17 protein-coding genes are annotated in these 16,656 nt (G+C 57.5%); 16 read left to right on the forward strand and 1 reads right to left on the reverse strand.

Annotation, left to right across the window (positions count from 1 at the left end; translation table 11 throughout):
* The first annotated feature begins 263 nt into the window (after positions 1-263).
* The 16 genes from AKL27_RS20830 (at position 264) to iscX (ending at position 15,315) form a co-directional block, all read left to right on the forward strand.
* Positions 264-1,883, forward strand: coding sequence for a methyl-accepting chemotaxis protein (locus tag AKL27_RS20830; RefSeq protein WP_050464854.1), 1,620 nt, complete (start codon positions 264-266; stop codon positions 1,881-1,883).
* 113 nt (positions 1,884-1,996) lie between these two features.
* The gene (locus AKL27_RS20835) at positions 1,997-2,452 is read left to right on the forward strand and encodes a chemotaxis protein CheW (RefSeq protein ID WP_198156034.1); all 456 of its coding nucleotides are present in this window, start codon (positions 1,997-1,999) and stop codon (positions 2,450-2,452) included.
* The gene (locus tag AKL27_RS20840; RefSeq protein WP_050464791.1) at positions 2,449-3,690 is read left to right on the forward strand and encodes a CheR family methyltransferase; all 1,242 of its coding nucleotides are present in this window, start codon (positions 2,449-2,451) and stop codon (positions 3,688-3,690) included. The genes AKL27_RS20835 and AKL27_RS20840 overlap by 4 nt, the downstream gene beginning before the upstream one ends.
* Positions 3,683-4,396, forward strand: coding sequence for a chemotaxis protein CheW (locus AKL27_RS20845; RefSeq protein WP_050464792.1), 714 nt, complete (start codon positions 3,683-3,685; stop codon positions 4,394-4,396). The genes AKL27_RS20840 and AKL27_RS20845 overlap by 8 nt, the downstream gene beginning before the upstream one ends.
* Positions 4,393-6,606 carry a hybrid sensor histidine kinase/response regulator gene (locus AKL27_RS20850; RefSeq protein WP_050464793.1) on the forward strand — a complete coding sequence of 738 codons (2,214 nt, stop codon included), beginning with the start codon at positions 4,393-4,395 and terminating at the stop codon, positions 6,604-6,606. The genes AKL27_RS20845 and AKL27_RS20850 overlap by 4 nt, the downstream gene beginning before the upstream one ends.
* Positions 6,603-7,670 carry a chemotaxis response regulator protein-glutamate methylesterase gene (gene cheB / locus AKL27_RS20855; RefSeq protein ID WP_050464794.1) on the forward strand — a complete coding sequence of 356 codons (1,068 nt, stop codon included), beginning with the start codon at positions 6,603-6,605 and terminating at the stop codon, positions 7,668-7,670. The genes AKL27_RS20850 and cheB overlap by 4 nt, the downstream gene beginning before the upstream one ends.
* A 2-nt stretch (positions 7,671-7,672) precedes the next feature.
* Positions 7,673-8,695, forward strand: a complete 1,023-nt coding sequence (locus tag AKL27_RS20860; protein ID WP_050464795.1) for a GGDEF domain-containing response regulator — start codon at positions 7,673-7,675, stop codon at positions 8,693-8,695.
* 222 nt (positions 8,696-8,917) lie between these two features.
* Entirely contained in the window at positions 8,918-9,397 is a 480-nt protein-coding gene (iscR, locus tag AKL27_RS20865; protein WP_050464796.1) for a Fe-S cluster assembly transcriptional regulator IscR, read from the forward strand.
* 17 nt (positions 9,398-9,414) lie between these two features.
* The gene (locus tag AKL27_RS20870; protein WP_050464797.1) at positions 9,415-10,668 is read left to right on the forward strand and encodes an IscS subfamily cysteine desulfurase; all 1,254 of its coding nucleotides are present in this window, start codon (positions 9,415-9,417) and stop codon (positions 10,666-10,668) included.
* Positions 10,669-10,720: 52 nt separating this feature from the next.
* The gene (gene iscU / locus AKL27_RS20875) at positions 10,721-11,125 is read left to right on the forward strand and encodes a Fe-S cluster assembly scaffold IscU (RefSeq protein ID WP_050464798.1); all 405 of its coding nucleotides are present in this window, start codon (positions 10,721-10,723) and stop codon (positions 11,123-11,125) included.
* A gap of 93 nt (positions 11,126-11,218) precedes the next feature.
* Complete coding sequence (gene iscA, locus AKL27_RS20880) at positions 11,219-11,542, forward strand: iron-sulfur cluster assembly protein IscA (RefSeq protein ID WP_050464856.1); 324 nt, start codon at positions 11,219-11,221, stop codon at positions 11,540-11,542.
* A gap of 123 nt (positions 11,543-11,665) precedes the next feature.
* Positions 11,666-12,181, forward strand: a complete 516-nt coding sequence (hscB, locus tag AKL27_RS20885; RefSeq protein WP_050464799.1) for a Fe-S protein assembly co-chaperone HscB — start codon at positions 11,666-11,668, stop codon at positions 12,179-12,181.
* A gap of 10 nt (positions 12,182-12,191) precedes the next feature.
* Positions 12,192-12,806 carry a LysE family translocator gene (locus tag AKL27_RS20890; RefSeq protein ID WP_050464800.1) on the forward strand — a complete coding sequence of 205 codons (615 nt, stop codon included), beginning with the start codon at positions 12,192-12,194 and terminating at the stop codon, positions 12,804-12,806.
* Positions 12,807-12,815: 9 nt separating this feature from the next.
* Positions 12,816-14,678 carry a Fe-S protein assembly chaperone HscA gene (gene hscA / locus AKL27_RS20895; RefSeq protein ID WP_050464801.1) on the forward strand — a complete coding sequence of 621 codons (1,863 nt, stop codon included), beginning with the start codon at positions 12,816-12,818 and terminating at the stop codon, positions 14,676-14,678.
* A 62-nt stretch (positions 14,679-14,740) separates the two neighbouring features.
* Positions 14,741-15,079, forward strand: coding sequence for an ISC system 2Fe-2S type ferredoxin (gene fdx / locus AKL27_RS20900; protein WP_050464802.1), 339 nt, complete (start codon positions 14,741-14,743; stop codon positions 15,077-15,079).
* Between the two features lie 41 nt (positions 15,080-15,120).
* On the forward strand, positions 15,121-15,315 hold the full coding sequence (iscX, locus tag AKL27_RS20905) for a Fe-S cluster assembly protein IscX (RefSeq protein WP_050464803.1): 195 nt from the start codon (positions 15,121-15,123) through the stop codon (positions 15,313-15,315).
* A 22-nt stretch (positions 15,316-15,337) separates the two neighbouring features.
* Here the strand turns inward: iscX and AKL27_RS20910 are convergent, their stop codons facing one another.
* Positions 15,338-16,654, reverse strand: coding sequence for a DUF1501 domain-containing protein (locus AKL27_RS20910; RefSeq protein WP_050464804.1), 1,317 nt, complete (start codon positions 16,652-16,654; stop codon positions 15,338-15,340).
* Positions 16,655-16,656 lie beyond the last annotated feature (2 nt).

The following is a 16,656-nucleotide window of genomic DNA, read 5'->3' on the forward strand; positions in this document are numbered from 1 at the left end:
GACCTCGCATCAACAACGATGACTGGGACGAATTTTGAGTGCAATAAGGCTTTTCATGATGACGGCCGGCCCTGCAAATGCCGGACTGATGCCCCGGTTTCGATATGCGGAGATAAACTTGACGTAACGACAATAGATGGTCGGCGTATGCAGAAAATGCAGGGTAATTGGCGAAATTATCTTGGCATTTGCCGCATGCTTTGGTTACCAAATTCTCACAAGTAGGGTACGCTACCGCCAAACAACTCGACATCATTTCAAGCATGAAAAACTGGACCATCAAGCGGCGGATACTTGGGAGTTTTTGCGTTATTCTCGCCGTAATGGCGCTGATGGCGGCAGTCGCTTATACCCGGCTGGCTGAAATTCAACGTGAAGCGATCAGTTTCAAAGAAGATTCGACCCCGGGTTTGTATTATTCGACCATGATCAATGCGGCCTGGTATGAGAACTACATGCTTGGCCAGCAAATCTTCGAGCTCGATGATACCGAGGAAATGCGTCAGGCCGATACCGCCTTGCTCAAGCAAAACGGCGAGCGCCTGAACCAGTTGCAGGATGCATACGACAAGACCATTCATGGCAGCGAAGACCGCGCCATTTTTGAAGACTTCAAACGGCAGCGCGATGTCTACCGTTCGCTGGTGACGGAAATATTGAAGATGGAAGGCAGCAAGAAAGACGCCATCCACAAGATCGTCAGTGAGCAACTGCGACCAGCATGGCGCAGTGGTTATGCATTGACCCAGAAAATGGTGGAAACCAACAAGGAGTCTTCCGACCGCTCCTCGACCAGCATCATGGATGCCGTGGCCGTGGCCAAGGCCAGCATGTTGTTTGCATTTGTGGTCGCCTTGCTGATAGCGCTGGTGTGCGGTTATTTCCTGCTGCGTGCGATTACCATCCCGATGCAGCGTCTGATCGCGATTCTGGATGTCATGCGCACCGGTGATTTTTCGCAGCGTCTGCATCTGGAGCGCAGTGATGAGTTTGCCGATCTGGCGTCCGGTTTCAACCGCATGACCGATGAACTGACGGCATTGGTTGGGCAGGCGCAGAAATCCTCGACCCAGGTGTCGTCCTCGGTTACGGAGATCGCCGCCACCTCCAAACAACAACAGGCAACTGCCTCGGAAACCGCTGCGACTACCACTGAAATCGGCGCTACCTCGCGCCAGATTTTTGCCACTTCACGCGATCTGGTACGCACCATGAGCGAAGTGTCGCTGGTGTCGGAACAGACCGCAACGCTGGCCGGCAGCGGTCAGGCCAGCCTGACGCGTATGGAAGATACGATGGAAAGCGTGATGGACGCCGCCGGCTCGGTCAGCGGCAAGCTGGCGATCCTGAATGAAAAGGCGGGTAACATCAATCAGGTCGTGACCACCATTACCAAGGTAGCGGATCAGACCAATCTGTTGTCATTGAATGCCGCCATCGAAGCCGAAAAGGCCGGCGAGTACGGCCGCGGATTTTCCGTGGTGGCGACTGAAATCCGGCGTCTGGCCGACCAGACTGCGGTGGCAACCTACGACATCGAAGTCATGGTCAAGGAAATCCAGTCTGCGGTGGCGGCCGGCGTCATGGGGATGGATAAATTCTCCGATCAGGTACGACGCGGCATGTCGGAAGTGCAGCAAGTGGGCAGTCAGTTGTCCCAGATCATCCAGCAGGTGCAGGCGCTGGCGCCACGTTTTCAGGTAGTCAACGAAGGCATGCAGGCGCAGGCGACCGGCGCCGAACAGATCAATCAGGCGTTGGTGCAGTTGAGCGAAGCCGCGCAGCAAACGGTGGAGTCCCTGCAGCAATCGAGTCAGGCCATCGACGAGTTGAATCTGGTCGCCAACGGATTGCGCAATGGCGTGTCGCGTTTCAAGGTGTAATGAACGCGGACGACGCAGCACACGCAACAGATGTAACGTCGATCCGGTAAAAATCCAATGATCAATTCCGTGATCGGTTTGTCTTTGATCAATTGATGCCTGCTTGCATGGACATGATGCTTTTTTTGTTGTTTCAGATCGGTGACGATCGTTATGCGCTGGATGCCAGGCGGGTCGCTGCGGTGTTGCCGTTGGTGCGTCTGAAACAGATTCCCGGCACACCGGCGGCGGTGGCCGGCATCTTCAATTATCACGGCGTGCATGTGCCGGTAGTGGACATGAGCATGCTGGCGTTGTCGCGTCCGGCGCGGCAAAGTCTGGGGACCCGTATCATCCTGGTGCATTATCCCGACCAGCAGCACCTGCTCGGCATCATCGCCGAAAAAGCCACCGAAACACTGCGCAGTGATGCCGCCGCATTCCAGCCTTACGGTCTCGGTAATGATGCTGCTCCCTATCTGGGACCGGTGATGCAGGATACGCGCGGTCTGATCCAATGGGTCGAAATTGATCAGCTGTTGAGCGACGAAGTACGCGAGCAACTGTTTCCGATGGGCGCAATCACATGAGCCAATTCGCCGTCTTGCTCAAGCAAACCATGGGGCTGGATGTCGCCTCGGTCGGCCCGGCGCTGATCGAACGCGCAGTGCAGACCAGAATGGAAGCGCTCGGCTTGCTCGATCAGAATGCCTATTTCCTGTCGTTGCATGGCGATGCCGTCGAGTTGCAGGAATTGATCGAACTGGTGATCGTTCCCGAAACCTGGTTTTTCCGTGATCGAGAAGCCATCATTGCGGTCGCGGCGATGGCGCGGGAACTGATGATGAACACGCCCGAACGGCCCCTGCGCATCCTGAGCCTGCCGTGCTCCACCGGCGAAGAACCGTATTCCATCGCCATGGGCATGCTGGAGGCCGGCATGCCGGCAGCGCGCTTTCAGATTGATGCAATTGATATCTGCAACCGCTCGCTGGCGTTTGCGACGGCGGGCATTTATGGCCGCAACTCGTTCCGTGGCAAATTGCTGGACTACCGCGATCGATTCTTTACGCCGCAGGAAGCGCATTACGTGCTGGATGATGCGGTCAAAAAACAGGTTCGGTTCCGCTATGGCAATTTGTTCGCGGCGGATTTTCTGGCGACGGAAGCACCCTACGATTTCGTGTTTTGTCGCAACGTCCTGATTTATTTCGACCGCCCCATGCAGGAAAAGGCAGTATTGGTGCTGGAGCGATTGCTCAAGGAAGACGGCGCCATTTTCGTCGGCCCGGCAGAAGCCGGTCTGATGTTGCGCAATACCCTGGAGTCGGCCGCCATCCCGCTGGCGTTTGCTTTCCGCAAGAAGCGCGCCGAGGTCAAGCTGGCCAGCGTGCAGCGTGCCAGTTCGCCACCGCTGCGCAGTGCACCGCCAGCCGTGGCGCACAAAACTGCCGTGGTGCGGATGCCGGCAGTACGCAAGCCGATAGTCGCGGCAGTGCAGCCGCAACAGAAGACCGCCGGCCAGTTGCAGCACGCCTTGCAGTTGGCCGATCAGGGACGCTTGAATGAAGCGGCGGATCTGTGCGCGGCCCATTTGAAAGCGCATGGCCCGAGTGCCGATGCCTTTTATTTGCAGGGCCTGATCAGTGACGCCCGGGATGACTCGGCAGCGGCGATTCAGCAGTACCGCAAGGCGATCTATCTGCAGCCGTCACATCAGGAAGCGCTGGAACATTTGGCAGCGTTGATGGAAATGCAGGGCGATCACAGCGGTGCCGAACGCATCATGCGCCGCGCCCAGCGTCTGAAGGAGCAGCAAGATGCCTGACGCGCTCACCCTCTTTGATCCGGCGGCGGCGCCGTTTGAACTGGCCGCAGACAGCCGCGACATCCATGATTGCTGGAATCAGATCGGCGTACGTGGCGACAATACTTGCCCGGAGCTGGAAAAACATCTGCGCTGTCTGAATTGCCCCACCTATATGAATGCGGCCGCGCTGTTGCTGGACCGGATGGTGCAGGACAGTGATGTGCGCGATGCGGATTATCTGGCGGCACCGGTTGAACAGTCGGCATCGCGATTGCAGCTTGATGGTTCAGTATTGATTTTCCGGGTCGCCGATGAATGGTTCGGCTTGCCGACAGCGGTGATCAGTGAGGTCAGCGCCACGCGTCCGATTCATACTTTGCCGCATCAGAAATCCGGCATGATTCTGGGATTAACCAATATTCGAGGTTCACTGACGCTGTGCGTTTCGCTGTCGCAGGTATTGGGTCTGGCAGCGCCGGCCCAGGCTGCCGCGCAGGAGCAACGGCTGCTGGTGGTCGAGCATGATGGCCACACGCTGGTGTTTCCGGTCAACGAAGTATTCGGCATTCAGCGCTACGCTACTTCCAGCTTGCGCGAAATTCCCACCACCATGGCCCATGCCACTGCAATTTATACCCAGGCAATTGTCGACTGGAATAACAAGAGCGTCGGCCTGATCGATTGCGAGTTGCTGTTTTACGCACTGAACCGGAGCCTGACATGAGTTCAGTTGATCTGCAAAACATGTCGATGCTCGACTTGTTCCGGCTGGAAGCGGAAACCCAGTCGGAGGTATTGAACAAGGGCTTGCTGGAGCTGGAGCGTCATCCGACTTCGGCCGACTTGCTGGAATCCTGCATGCGCGCGGCGCATTCACTGAAGGGCGCGGCGCGCACGATTGAACTCGGCGGCGGCGTGACCATTGCGCATGCCATGGAAGATTGTTTCGTGCTGGCACAGCAAGGCAAGCTGACCTTGCGCCGTCCCCAGATCGATGCCTTGCTGCAAGGCGTGGATTTGCTGAACCGGGTCGCCAATCCGCCGGGCAATGATGAACGCTGGGTGGAGCAGGCCGGCAAGCTGGAAATTGAACGCTTTCTTTCCGACCTCGGCAACGCCATGGCGGAAACCGGTGATGCCGAACCGGAATTGAGCCGGGTGCTGCCGGATGAATTGCGCGAAAACAATGGCCGCGTGCTGCGGGTCACGGCAGACAATCTGAATCGCTTGCTGAGCCTGTCCGGCGAATCGCTGGTCGAATCGCGCTGGCTGAAACCGTTTGCCGGCTCCATGCTGCGACTCAAGCGTCAGCAGCGGCATGCCGGACAGACGCTGGATACCTTGCATCAGCAGTTGGCGACGATGGCGCTGGATGAACGCACCCAAACTGTCATCAACGATTTGCGCGATGTGTTGGCGCAATGCCAGCATATGCTGGCCGATCAGTTGAGTGATCTGGAAGCGTTCGACCGGCGCTCGGTCAATCTGTCGCAACGCCTGTATGACGAGGCGCTGGCGTGCCGCATGCGGCCGTTCTCGGACGGCACCGGCGGCTATGCGCGCATGGTGCGCGATGTCGGTCATTCGCTCGGCAAAAAGGTGCGGCTCGAAATCATTGGCGAGAACACCCAGATCGACCGCGACATTCTGGAAAAACTCGATGCGCCGCTGGGTCATTTGCTGCGCAATGCAATCGATCATGGTATCGAACCGGCATGGCAGCGCGATGTCGCCGGCAAGCCGGAAGAGGCTGTGGTCACGCTGGAAGCACGTCACAGCGCCGGCATGCTGCTGGTCAACGTCAGTGATGATGGCGGCGGCATCGATCTGGATCATTTGCGCGCGACCATTGTGCAACGCAAGCTGGCGAATCAGGATACGGTCGAACTGATGAGCGAATCGGAACTGCTGGAATTCCTGCTGCTGCCCAGTTTTACCATGCGCGATACGGTCACCGAAATATCCGGACGCGGGGTTGGTCTGGATGTGGTGCACAACATGCTCAAGCAAGTGCGCGGGACGATTGATATCACCAATAATCCGGGCCAGGGCACGCGCTTTCAGCTCAAGCTGCCGCTCACGCTGTCGGTGATCCGCAGTTTGCTGGTGCTGATCAATGACGAACCTTATGCATTCCCGCTGGCCTACGTCAATCGGACGCTGGAGTTGCAGCAGGATCAGTTGTCCATGCTGGAAGGGTATCAGCACTTTACCTTCGAGGGCCGTCAGATCGGACTGGTCAGCGCCAGTCAGATTCTGCAGGTCGGTGCGTTTCAGCAGCACGGTGACACGGTGGCCGTGGTGGTGATCGGCAATCATGAACACACCTATGGATTGGCGGTCGATGCCTTCCTCGGTGAGCGCATGCTGGTGGTGCAGCCGCTCGATACCCGTCTCGGCAAAGTGCCGGATGTCTCGGCCGGCGCACTGATGGAAGATGGCGCACCGGTGCTGATCCTGGATGTCGATGACATGATCCGTTCGGTGGAAAAACTGACCTCGGCCGGCAAGCTGGAAACCATGCGTCATGGCAATGGCGGCGCCGAAGCCGGCAAGCGCAAACGGGTGCTGGTGGTGGACGATTCATTGACGGTACGCGAACTGGAGCGCAAGCTGTTGACCAATCGCGGTTATCAGGTGGTGGTGGCAGTCGATGGCATGGATGGCTGGAACGCTGTGCGTACCGAGAGTTTCGATCTGGTGATTACCGACATCGATATGCCGCGCATGGATGGCATCGAACTGGTGTCGCTGATTCGCAAGGCGCCGAATCTGCAATCGCTGCCGGTCATGATCGTGTCCTACAAGGACCGCGAAGAAGATCGTCAGCGCGGTATGGATGCCGGCGCTGATTACTATTTCACCAAGAGCAGTTTTCATGACGAAACGTTGTTGCAGGCAGTTACGGACCTGATTGGCGAGGCAGGAAAATGAAAATCGGCATCGTCAATGACACCCCGATGGCAGTCGAATTGCTGCGGCGGATTTTGGCTACGCGGCCGGAACATCAGGTGGTATGGATTGCCGGCGACGGCGAGCAGGCGGTCAATATGTGCGCGTGGCAGCAGCCGGATCTGATCTTGATGGACCTGGTTATGCCCAAGGTCGATGGCGTCGAGGCGACCCGCCGCATCATGGGCAAGACGCCATGTCCGATCCTGATCGTCACGGTCGATGTCGGCGCCAGCGCCAACAAGGTTTATGAAGCGATGGGCTATGGCGCGCTCGATGCCGTGGATACGCCGGTACTGGTATCGGGCGACATGAAGCGCGGCGCAGTATCGCTGATGGCGAAGATCGATGCGATTGGTCAGCGCATCAGTCAGGGCGCTTACTTGCCATCGCCAAAAGTGCTGCCGCGGGCGCCGGTAGGCGTATCAGTGCCACCCGAGCGCACACGACGCGAACGCAGCGCTGGCGAAGTGCCGGAGCGCCTGATTGCGATTGGTGCATCGACCGGCGGACCGGCAGCACTGGCGACAGTGTTGCGGGCATTGCCGGTGAATTTTTCGGCGGCCGTGATTGTAGTCCAGCATATCGGCGAAGCGTTTGCCAATGGCATGGCGCACTGGTTGAGTCAGCAAACGGTCTTGCCGGTGCGTCTGGCGGAAGAGGGCGATCAGCCGCGCGCCGGTCAGGTACTGGTGGCCGGCACCAGCAGTCATTTGAAATTCAAGAGTGGCACCACGCTTGGCTATGTGCCGGAGGCGGCGGAGGACGTGCATCATCCGTCGATCGATGTATTTTTTCACAGCGTGGTGCGCTATTGGCGCGGTCAGGCAGTGGGGGTGTTGCTGACGGGGATGGGGCGCGATGGCGCGGACGGTCTGAAGGCGATGCGGGACAAAGGGTATTACACGATTGCGCAAGACCAGGAAAGCAGTGCGGTATATGGAATGCCAAAGGCAGCAGCGGAACTCAACGCCGCCGTGGACGTTGTGCCGGTAACCGGCATTGCCAGAAAACTCCTGGTATGTTTTTCAGAGATAAAGGAATAATAATGAAATCTTTAGAATTGACCGAAAACGGCCCGGGGCCGAATCGATCGGAAGAAGATTACAAAATCATGGTGCTGCTGGTCGATGACCAGGCCATCGTCGGCGAAGCAATTCGCCGTGCGTTGATGAATGAGCCCAATATCGATTTTCATTTTTGCTCGCGCGCCGAGGATGCCATGCGGACTGCCGAGCAAACGCGGCCGACGGTGATCCTGCAGGATCTGGTGATGCCCGGCATGGACGGCTTGACGCTGGCGCGCCAGTATCGCGCCAATCCGATCACCAGCGACATTCCCATCATTGTGTTGTCGAGCAAGGAAGATCCGGAAATCAAGCGTGATGCATTTGCGTCCGGCGTCAACGATTACATGGTCAAACTGCCGGACCGGATCGAGCTGATTGCGCGCATCCGCTATCACTCGCGCTCCTATATCAATCTGTTGCAGCGTGATGCGGCCTACCGTGCCTTGCGCGAAAGCCAGCAGCAATTGCAGCAAAGCAATTTCGAATTGCAGCGCCTGACCAATACCGATGGCCTGACCGGCATCGCCAATCGCCGTTATTTCGATGATTACCTGAGCGCCGAATGGCGCCGTGCCAAGCGCGAGCAATTGCAATTGTCGATGTTGATTATCGACGTCGATAATTTCAAGCTCTACAACGATGGTTACGGTCACGTCGCCGGCGACGATGCCTTGAAGCAGATTGCGCGCACCATCGACTCCGGCACCATGCGTCCGGCTGACATGAGTGCGCGTTTTGGCGGCGAAGAATTTGCCGTGATTCTGCCGTCGACCGATGCGCAGGGCGCACTGGCATCGGCGCAGAAAATTTGTGCCGATATTGAAAATCTGCATCTGGCGCATGCCGGTTCGGTCATCTCGGAATGGATGACGGTCAGTATCGGTGCTGCAACGCTTGTGCCGCAGCAAAACGAAGAACCGATTCAATTGATCAAGCTCGCTGATCAATGCTTGTACCGGGCCAAGCAGGCCGGCAAGAACCAGGTCGTCTCGGATATCTGAGGCAATCGTGACCGGAAGCGCTGCGCAGCGTTTTCCGGCAATCACCGGCGTTCGCCGGTGCTCTGTCATTGGACGTTTTCATTCGCGCACGCGGTCGCCGTGCATCACCCGCAACAGCAATTTCGAGTACCTGACAGATTTACTCAAGTTTGCTATACTTGACGCAATTATTCGGGAATTCAGGGAGTTGGGTCTGAACATTGTTTCTGGAGTCGAGATTTCATGCGTTTAACCACCAAAGGCCGTTTTGCTGTGACTGCGATGATTGATCTGGCCTTGCGCCAGGGCAATGGACCGGTCACGTTGTCCGCGATCAGCGAGCGACAAGAAATTTCTTTATCATATCTGGAACAATTATTCGGCAAGCTGCGACGCCATCAGATTGTAGAGTCGGTGCGCGGTCCCGGCGGCGGCTACAACCTGGCGCGCAAGGCTGCGGACGTTTCGGTGGCGGACATCATCATTGCAGTCGATGAACCGCTGGACGCGACGCAATGCGGCGGCAAGGAAAATTGTCACAGTGTCAAGCATCCCGGCGGCACCCGCTGCATGACACATGATCTGTGGTCTACCCTGAATGAAAAGATGGTCGAATATCTGGACTCTGTGTCGCTACAGGATTTGGTTGATCAGCAAAATCCGGAACACAGGCATACCGAACAAAGCGTGGTTGTAATGCACCGCCCTCACGCAGCGGCTTGATTGGAGCTAGAACACAAATGAACGCACCTCTGGAAAAAAGCCTGTTGGACACCATCAAGGCGCCCCATTTTCCTATCTATCTTGACTATTCGGCAACTACCCCGGTTGATCCGCGCGTAGCCGACAAGATGATTCCGTTTTTGCGTGAGCAATTCGGCAATCCTGCTTCGCGCAGCCACATGTATGGCTGGACGGCGGAAAAGGCGGTCGAAGATGCGCGCGAAGAAGTCGCCCGACTGGTCAACGCCGATTCGCGCGAAATCATCTGGACATCGGGCGCCACCGAGAGCAACAACCTGGCCATCAAGGGTGCGGCGCAGTTCTACAAGACCAAGGGCAAACACATCATCACGATCAAGACCGAGCACAAGGCCGTGCTCGATACCGTGCGTGAACTGGAACGTCAGGGTTTCGAGGCGACTTACCTGCAACCGCAGGACAACGGACTGGTAACGGTTGAGCAGATCGCTGAAGCGGTCCGTCCCGATACCATCCTGATTTCGGTGATGATGGTCAACAACGAAATCGGCGTGATTCAGCCTATCGCAGAAATCGGTGAATTCTGCCGCAAGAAGGGCATCATTTTCCATTGCGACGCAGCGCAGGCCACCGGCAAGGTCGAGATTGACCTGGAAAAGCTGAAGGTCGACCTGATGAGTTTCTCGGCCCACAAGACTTACGGTCCGAAGGGTATCGGCGCGTTGTATGTCCGCCGCAAGCCACGCGTCCGGATCGAAGCACAGATTCACGGCGGCGGTCATGAGCGTGGTTTGCGTTCCGGCACGCTGGCGCCGCACCAGATCGTCGGCATGGGTGAAGCATTCCGCATCGCCCGTGAAGAAATGACGAGCGAACTGGAACACATCCGCGCCATGCGCGATCGTCTGGCCAAGGGTTTGCAGGAAATCGAAGAAACCTACATCAACGGCGACATGGATCACCGTGTACCGCACAACCTGAACGTCAGCTTCAATTATGTCGAAGGCGAATCGCTGATCATGGCGATCAAGGATATCGCCGTCTCGTCAGGTTCGGCATGCACCTCGGCCAGCCTGGAGCCATCGTATGTGTTGCGTGCCCTCGGCCGCAGCGATGAACTGGCGCACAGCTCGATCCGTTTCACGATTGGCCGTTTCACTACTGAAGAAGATATCGATTTCACCATCGACCTGATCAAGAGCAAGGTCGGCAAGCTGCGCGAATTGTCGCCGCTGTGGGATATGTACAAGGATGGGATCGACATCAGCACGATCCAGTGGGCAGCACATTAAAAGATAACGCGCCTCGCGAGTAGCCGGGCTCATCTCATCAAGGAGCAGCAAAATGTCTTATTCTGAAAAAGTTCTGGATCACTACGAAAATCCACGCAATGTCGGCGCGTTTGAAAAGGGCGATGACACTGTCGGTACTGGTATGGTCGGCGCCCCTGCATGCGGCGACGTGATGAAGTTGCAGATCAAGGTCGGTGCCGATGGCGTGATCGAAGATGCAAAATTCAAGACCTACGGCTGCGGTTCGGCGATTGCCTCGTCATCGCTGGTGACGGAGTGGGTCAAGGGCAAGACGCTGGATCAGGCATTGACGATCAAGAACACCCAGATCGCCGAAGAACTGGCATTGCCGCCGGTCAAGATCCACTGCTCGATTCTGGCAGAAGATGCGATCAAGGCTGCGGTGCAGGATTACAAGGCCAAGCACAGCGACGTCGAACAAAAGGCAGCGGCGTAACAAGCGCTGAACGCCGGCGGGAAACTGCCGGTGCGGAGCGGTTGGCACAACCGCCCGCAGCGAATGAAGAGCAGCACAGAAAAGGCAGGCATCATGGCGATTACACTCACTGAAAAGGCAGCAAAACACATCAGCCGTTACATGGAACGGCGCGGCAAGGGCATTGGCCTGCGTCTCGGTGTGCGCACCACGGGTTGTTCCGGTCTGGCATACAAACTGGAATACGTGGACGAGGAAACGCCGGAAGATCAAATGTTCGAATCGCGGGGCATTCGCGTGTTCGTCGATCCGAAAAGTCTGCCTTATATTGATGGTACCGAGCTCGATTTTGCGCGCGAAGGTCTGAACGAAGGTTTCAAGTTCCAGAACCCGAACGTCAAGGATGAGTGCGGTTGTGGCGAAAGCTTCCGCATATAGATTGACGGTGCCGCGTGTGCGGCATCCATTATTCAGTGCTTAGCCAGAATCGTCCGCGATAGCCTTCAAAAGTTGCTCTGCCAAGCCTGTTGACATACAAACAGGCTTTTATTTTTTTATCTCATGCAAAATCACTTCGTGCTGTTTCATTTGCCGCAACGCTTTGCCATCGACATGAAAGCGTTGGAGAGTGCATATCACGAAGTGCAGAATCAGGCGCACCCGGACAAGTTTGCGCAAGCGACCGGTGCCGAGAAACGGGTTGCCATGCAATGGGCGACACGCGCCAACGAAGCCTATCAAACCTTGAAAAATCCGCTCAAGCGCGCTGCTTATCTGTGCGAGTTGCACGGCGTCGATCTGCAGACGGAGTCGAATACCTCGATGCCGCCGGTGTTTCTGATGCAGCAGATGGAATGGCGCGAAGAGCTGGACGACGCCAAGGCCGGCAAGGATATGGCGGCGCTGGAGCAACTGGACGCGGCACTGAAGAACGCACGCAAAGCTGAAATGGAACGGATCGCCGTTGCGTTCGATGCAGAGGATTTCACTGCTGCCGCCAAACTGGTGCGACAGTTGATGTTCCTGGAAAAATTTGGTCAAGAGATTGGCGACGTGTTCGCCATGATCGAAGAATGATGCCGCGCCCATGCCTGATATTTTCCTGTTTCTGATTGCCGCCGTCACGCTGACCCTGGCGCCGGGCCCGGACAATATTTACGTGCTGATGCGCGCCGTGGCGCAGGGACGTGCAGCAGGCCTGACGGCCGCCGCCGGATTCTGCTCCGGCTTGTTATTGCATACGCTGCTGGCGGTCGTCGGTTTTGCCGCCATCATCAAGGCCTGGCCGGCAGCTTACGATGCCTTGCGCTATGCCGGCGCTGCCTATCTGATCTATCTTGGCGTGCGCACCTTGCGTGCTGCCGCCAGCCTGTCGTCGGCGGCGCTGATGGCGCCCCTGAAGTTGTCGCGTATCTATTGGCAAAGTGTGATCGCCAATATGCTCAATCCCAAGGTGACGCTGTTTTTCATCGCGTTCCTGCCACAATTCGTCCACGTCGAAGCCGGTCATGTCGACGCGCAGATGTTGTTGCTGGCAATCGTTTTCATTTTGCAGGCATTGCTGATCTTTAGTGCGATTGCCTTTTTTTCCGGCATCGTCGGTGCGTATTTCCAGCGCCGTACGCATGCTGCTTCGTGGTTGAATCGATTGGCCGGATGTGCGTTTGTCGGATTAGGCATTCGCATCGCATTACCGGAATAAACATACTCTATGGCGCTTCTTCAAATTTCCGAACCGGGCATGTCCACCGCACCGCATCAACATCGGCTGGCGGTAGGGATTGATCTGGGTACCACCAATTCGCTGGTCGCCACTGTGCGCAACAGCATTCCCGAAGTGCTGACCGACGAAGAGGGACGCACGTTGCTGCCGTCGGTGGTGCGCTATTTGCCGAACGGGAATGCCCACATCGGTTACAAGGCGCAGGCCGCGCAAACCACCGATCCGAAAAATACGATTGTCTCGGTCAAGCGCTTCATGGGCCGTGGCCTGAAAGATATCGCGTATGTCGAAAATCTGCCTTACGATTTTCAGGATACGCCGGGCATGGTGCAGCTCAAGACAGTGGCCGGCGTCAAGAGCCCGGTAGAGATTTCCGCGCAAATTCTCGCGACGCTGCGACAAACGGCAGAAGATGCCTTGGGCGATGATCTGGTCGGCGCGGTGATCACGGTGCCGGCCTATTTCGATGACGCCCAGCGGCAAGCCACCAAGGATGCGGCGCAACTGGCCGGACTGAATGTCTTGCGCTTGCTCAATGAACCTACCGCCGCAGCAATTGCTTACGGCCTGGACAATGGCTCCGAAGGTATCTTCGCGGTCTACGATCTGGGCGGCGGCACCTTCGATATCTCGATCCTGAAATTGTCCAAGGGCGTATTCGAAGTGTTGTCGACCGGCGGCGATTCGGCGCTCGGCGGTGACGATTTCGATCACCGTCTGTTCTGCTGGATCTGCGAACAGGAACAACTGGCGCCGCTGTCCGACGAAGATACCCGAATTCTGATGGTCAAGGCGCGCGAAACCAAGGAATTGTTGTCGACCAAATCGGAAACGCTGATTGACGCCGTGCTCAACTCTGGTGAAGCGATTCATCAGACACTGACCGCAGCCGTATTTACCGAAATTACCCAGCACCTGGTCAACAAGACCCTGACGCCGAGCAAGAAAGCCTTGCGCGACGCCGGCCTGACCGTGGATGACGTCGATGGCGTCGTGATGGTCGGCGGCGCTACCCGCATGCCGCATGTACGCAAGGCGGTCGGTGAGTTTTTCCAGACCACGCCGCTGGCCAATATCGATCCGGACAAGGTGGTTGCGCTCGGTGCTGCCGTCCAGGCCAATCTGCTGGCCGGCAACCGCGCTGCCGGCGATGACTGGCTGTTGCTGGATGTGATTCCGTTGTCACTCGGTATCGAGACCATGGGCGGGCTGGCCGAAAAAGTCATTCCGCGCAACTCGACGATTCCCTGTGCGCGTGCGCAAGAATTCACGACATTCAAGGATGGTCAGACCGCGATGGCCGTGCACGTGGTGCAAGGCGAGCGCGAGCTGGTCGCCGATTGCCGGTCGCTGGCGCGTTTTGAACTGCGCGGCATTCCGCCGATGGCCGCCGGAGCTGCCCGCATCCGGGTGACCTATCAGGTCGATGCCGATGGGTTGCTGTCGGTGTCGGCACGCGAAATGACTTCCGGCGTGGAAGCCTCGATCACGGTCAAGCCATCGTATGGACTGGCCGATGATGAGATCGCCAAAATGCTGCAAGACTCATTCCAGTCCGCCGATGAAGATATGAAATTGCGTGCCTTGCGCGAAGAGCAGGTTGATGCCGAGCGCATTGTGCTGGCTACGCAGTCGGCACTGGACGCCGACAGCGCGTTGTTGTCGGCCGCCGAGCGCGCTGACATCGCGCAATTGATAGAAGCGGTTCGCGCACAGGCGCAGGGCGCAGATCATCTGGCTATCAAGGCGGCGGTGGATGCGCTGGCGCACGGTACCGAAGAGTTTGCGGCGCGCCGCATGGACCGCAGCGTGCATGCCGCGCTGGCTGGAAAAAAACTGGATGAAATATAACCGGGATTGAGTGACCTCACTCCTGACTGATTGAACTGCCAACAAGTACCGAGGTAAATGCCGTGCCCCAAATCGTGATACTCCCCCATGCCGTGTTATGTCCCGACGGCGCCGTGATCGACGCGCCTGCTGGCAAGTCCCTGTGTGATGCCATGCTCGGCAATGATGTCGACATTGAACATGCATGCGAAAAATCCTGCGCCTGCACCACCTGTCACGTAGTGATTCGGGAAGGCTTCGAAACACTTGGCGAACCGACCGACAAGGAAGAAGATTTGCTGGATATGGCCTGGGGTCTGGAAGCCAATTCGCGGTTGTCCTGTCAGGTGATTCTCGGTGACGACGATCTGGTGGTTGAAATCCCGAAGTACACCATTAATCACGCCAGCGAAAATCACTGAGCATTCTCCGTCCGGCGACGTTACCTATAAGTGAGGCAGCTATGAAATGGACTGATATTGAGCGGATTGCGGAAGATCTCAACGATAAGTTTCCGGATGTCGATCCGAAGATGATTCGCTTCACCGATCTGCGGCAATGGGTGCTGGAGCTTGATGGTTTTGACGACGACCCGAATCATTCCGGAGAAAAGATTCTGGAGGCAATTCAGGCCGCCTGGATTGAAGAAGCAGAGTAGAGCAGACCTGACGCAGTCGGCGTCAGATCAGGATTTCCGGCAGTGCATGGCCGCTGACCGGAAATTGCGGAAAGGTTTTTTGCAGCGCGGCATCCGGAATGCGCATGTGCTTTTCCGCGATGCTCGCCAGTACGCTGCGAAAATCGGTCGTGATCGCCAGATCGCGGCCTTCGTTCAGCGCATTTTTATCGAGTCCCGGCCAGCGCCCGTGAATGCGGCCGCCGCGCACATTTCCTCCCAGCAGCCACATCACATTGCCATGACCATGGTCCGTGCCGCCATTGCCGTTTTCACGGAACGTGCGACCGAATTCAGATAGCACCACAATCACCGTATCGTTGAACGCCGGACCTAGTTCACGCGCCAGCGTCGCCAGTCCGTCGGCCAGCGGCGCCAGCCGGTTGCCCAGTTGGCCGGAGCCGTTGCCTTGATTGGCATGGGTATCCCAGCCGCCGGCGGCGAGGAAGCCGAGTCGGATGCGCGGATCGCCACGCATCAGGCGGCCCAGCCGGGCAGTGTCGATGGATAAGCCATTCGGCAACGGTGCGCCATTGTTGGCCATTTGCTGTTCAGTGCTGCTCATTTCCGATATCAGTTCCTTGCGTGCCGCGAGGCCGTCACGATAGGCTTTGCCCAGCGTGTCGTCGCTTGCATACAGTTTGTTGAACGCCTGATTGACACGCGGTTGATCAATCAACGTCGGCCGCGCGGCATCGCGGCCGGTCGGCAGATTGGCGACCACTTGTCTGCCGCTCAGGATGCGTGGCAGCGCTTCACCGAGGGTCAGTGCCTGCACCGGCGAGTCCGACACCGGCAAATAGCCGAGCAGTCGATTCATCCAGCCGTCGCGGGTGTTGTGCTGACCGGGCGTGCCGCTTTCCATATAGTCTTGCGCTTCGAAATGCGAACGCGATCCATCCGGTGAGCCAGAGGCATGCACGAAGCCCAGCTGGCCTGCTTCCCAATACGGATGCAGGCTGCGCAACGCCGGATGCAAACCGAAATAGCCGGTCAGATCAATCGCACCGTTGGGCAGACCGGGACGTGCCACTGCAATGCCGGGGCGGGCCAGGTAATACTCGCGGTCGCCGTGCGGCACAACGACGTTGAGACCGTCGACGGCGCCCCGCAAGAAGACCACGATCATGCGCGGCGTGCCATCGCCGGCAGCATGTGCTCTTGGCCTGGGCGAGCCATACGCCAGCGGTGCATTCACGCTGGTATTGGTGCGCGCCGATGTGGTGGCTGGTGCCACGGCGCATCCGGACAAGCCGATTGGAATCAGTATCCCGCTGCCACCGGCGGCGCCGACAAAACGAATAAAGTCACGACGATTCATAC

Origin of the sequence: Herbaspirillum autotrophicum, assembly GCF_001189915.1 — a bacterium.
Taxonomy (GTDB): Bacteria; Pseudomonadota; Gammaproteobacteria; order Burkholderiales; family Burkholderiaceae_D; genus Herbaspirillum; species Herbaspirillum autotrophicum.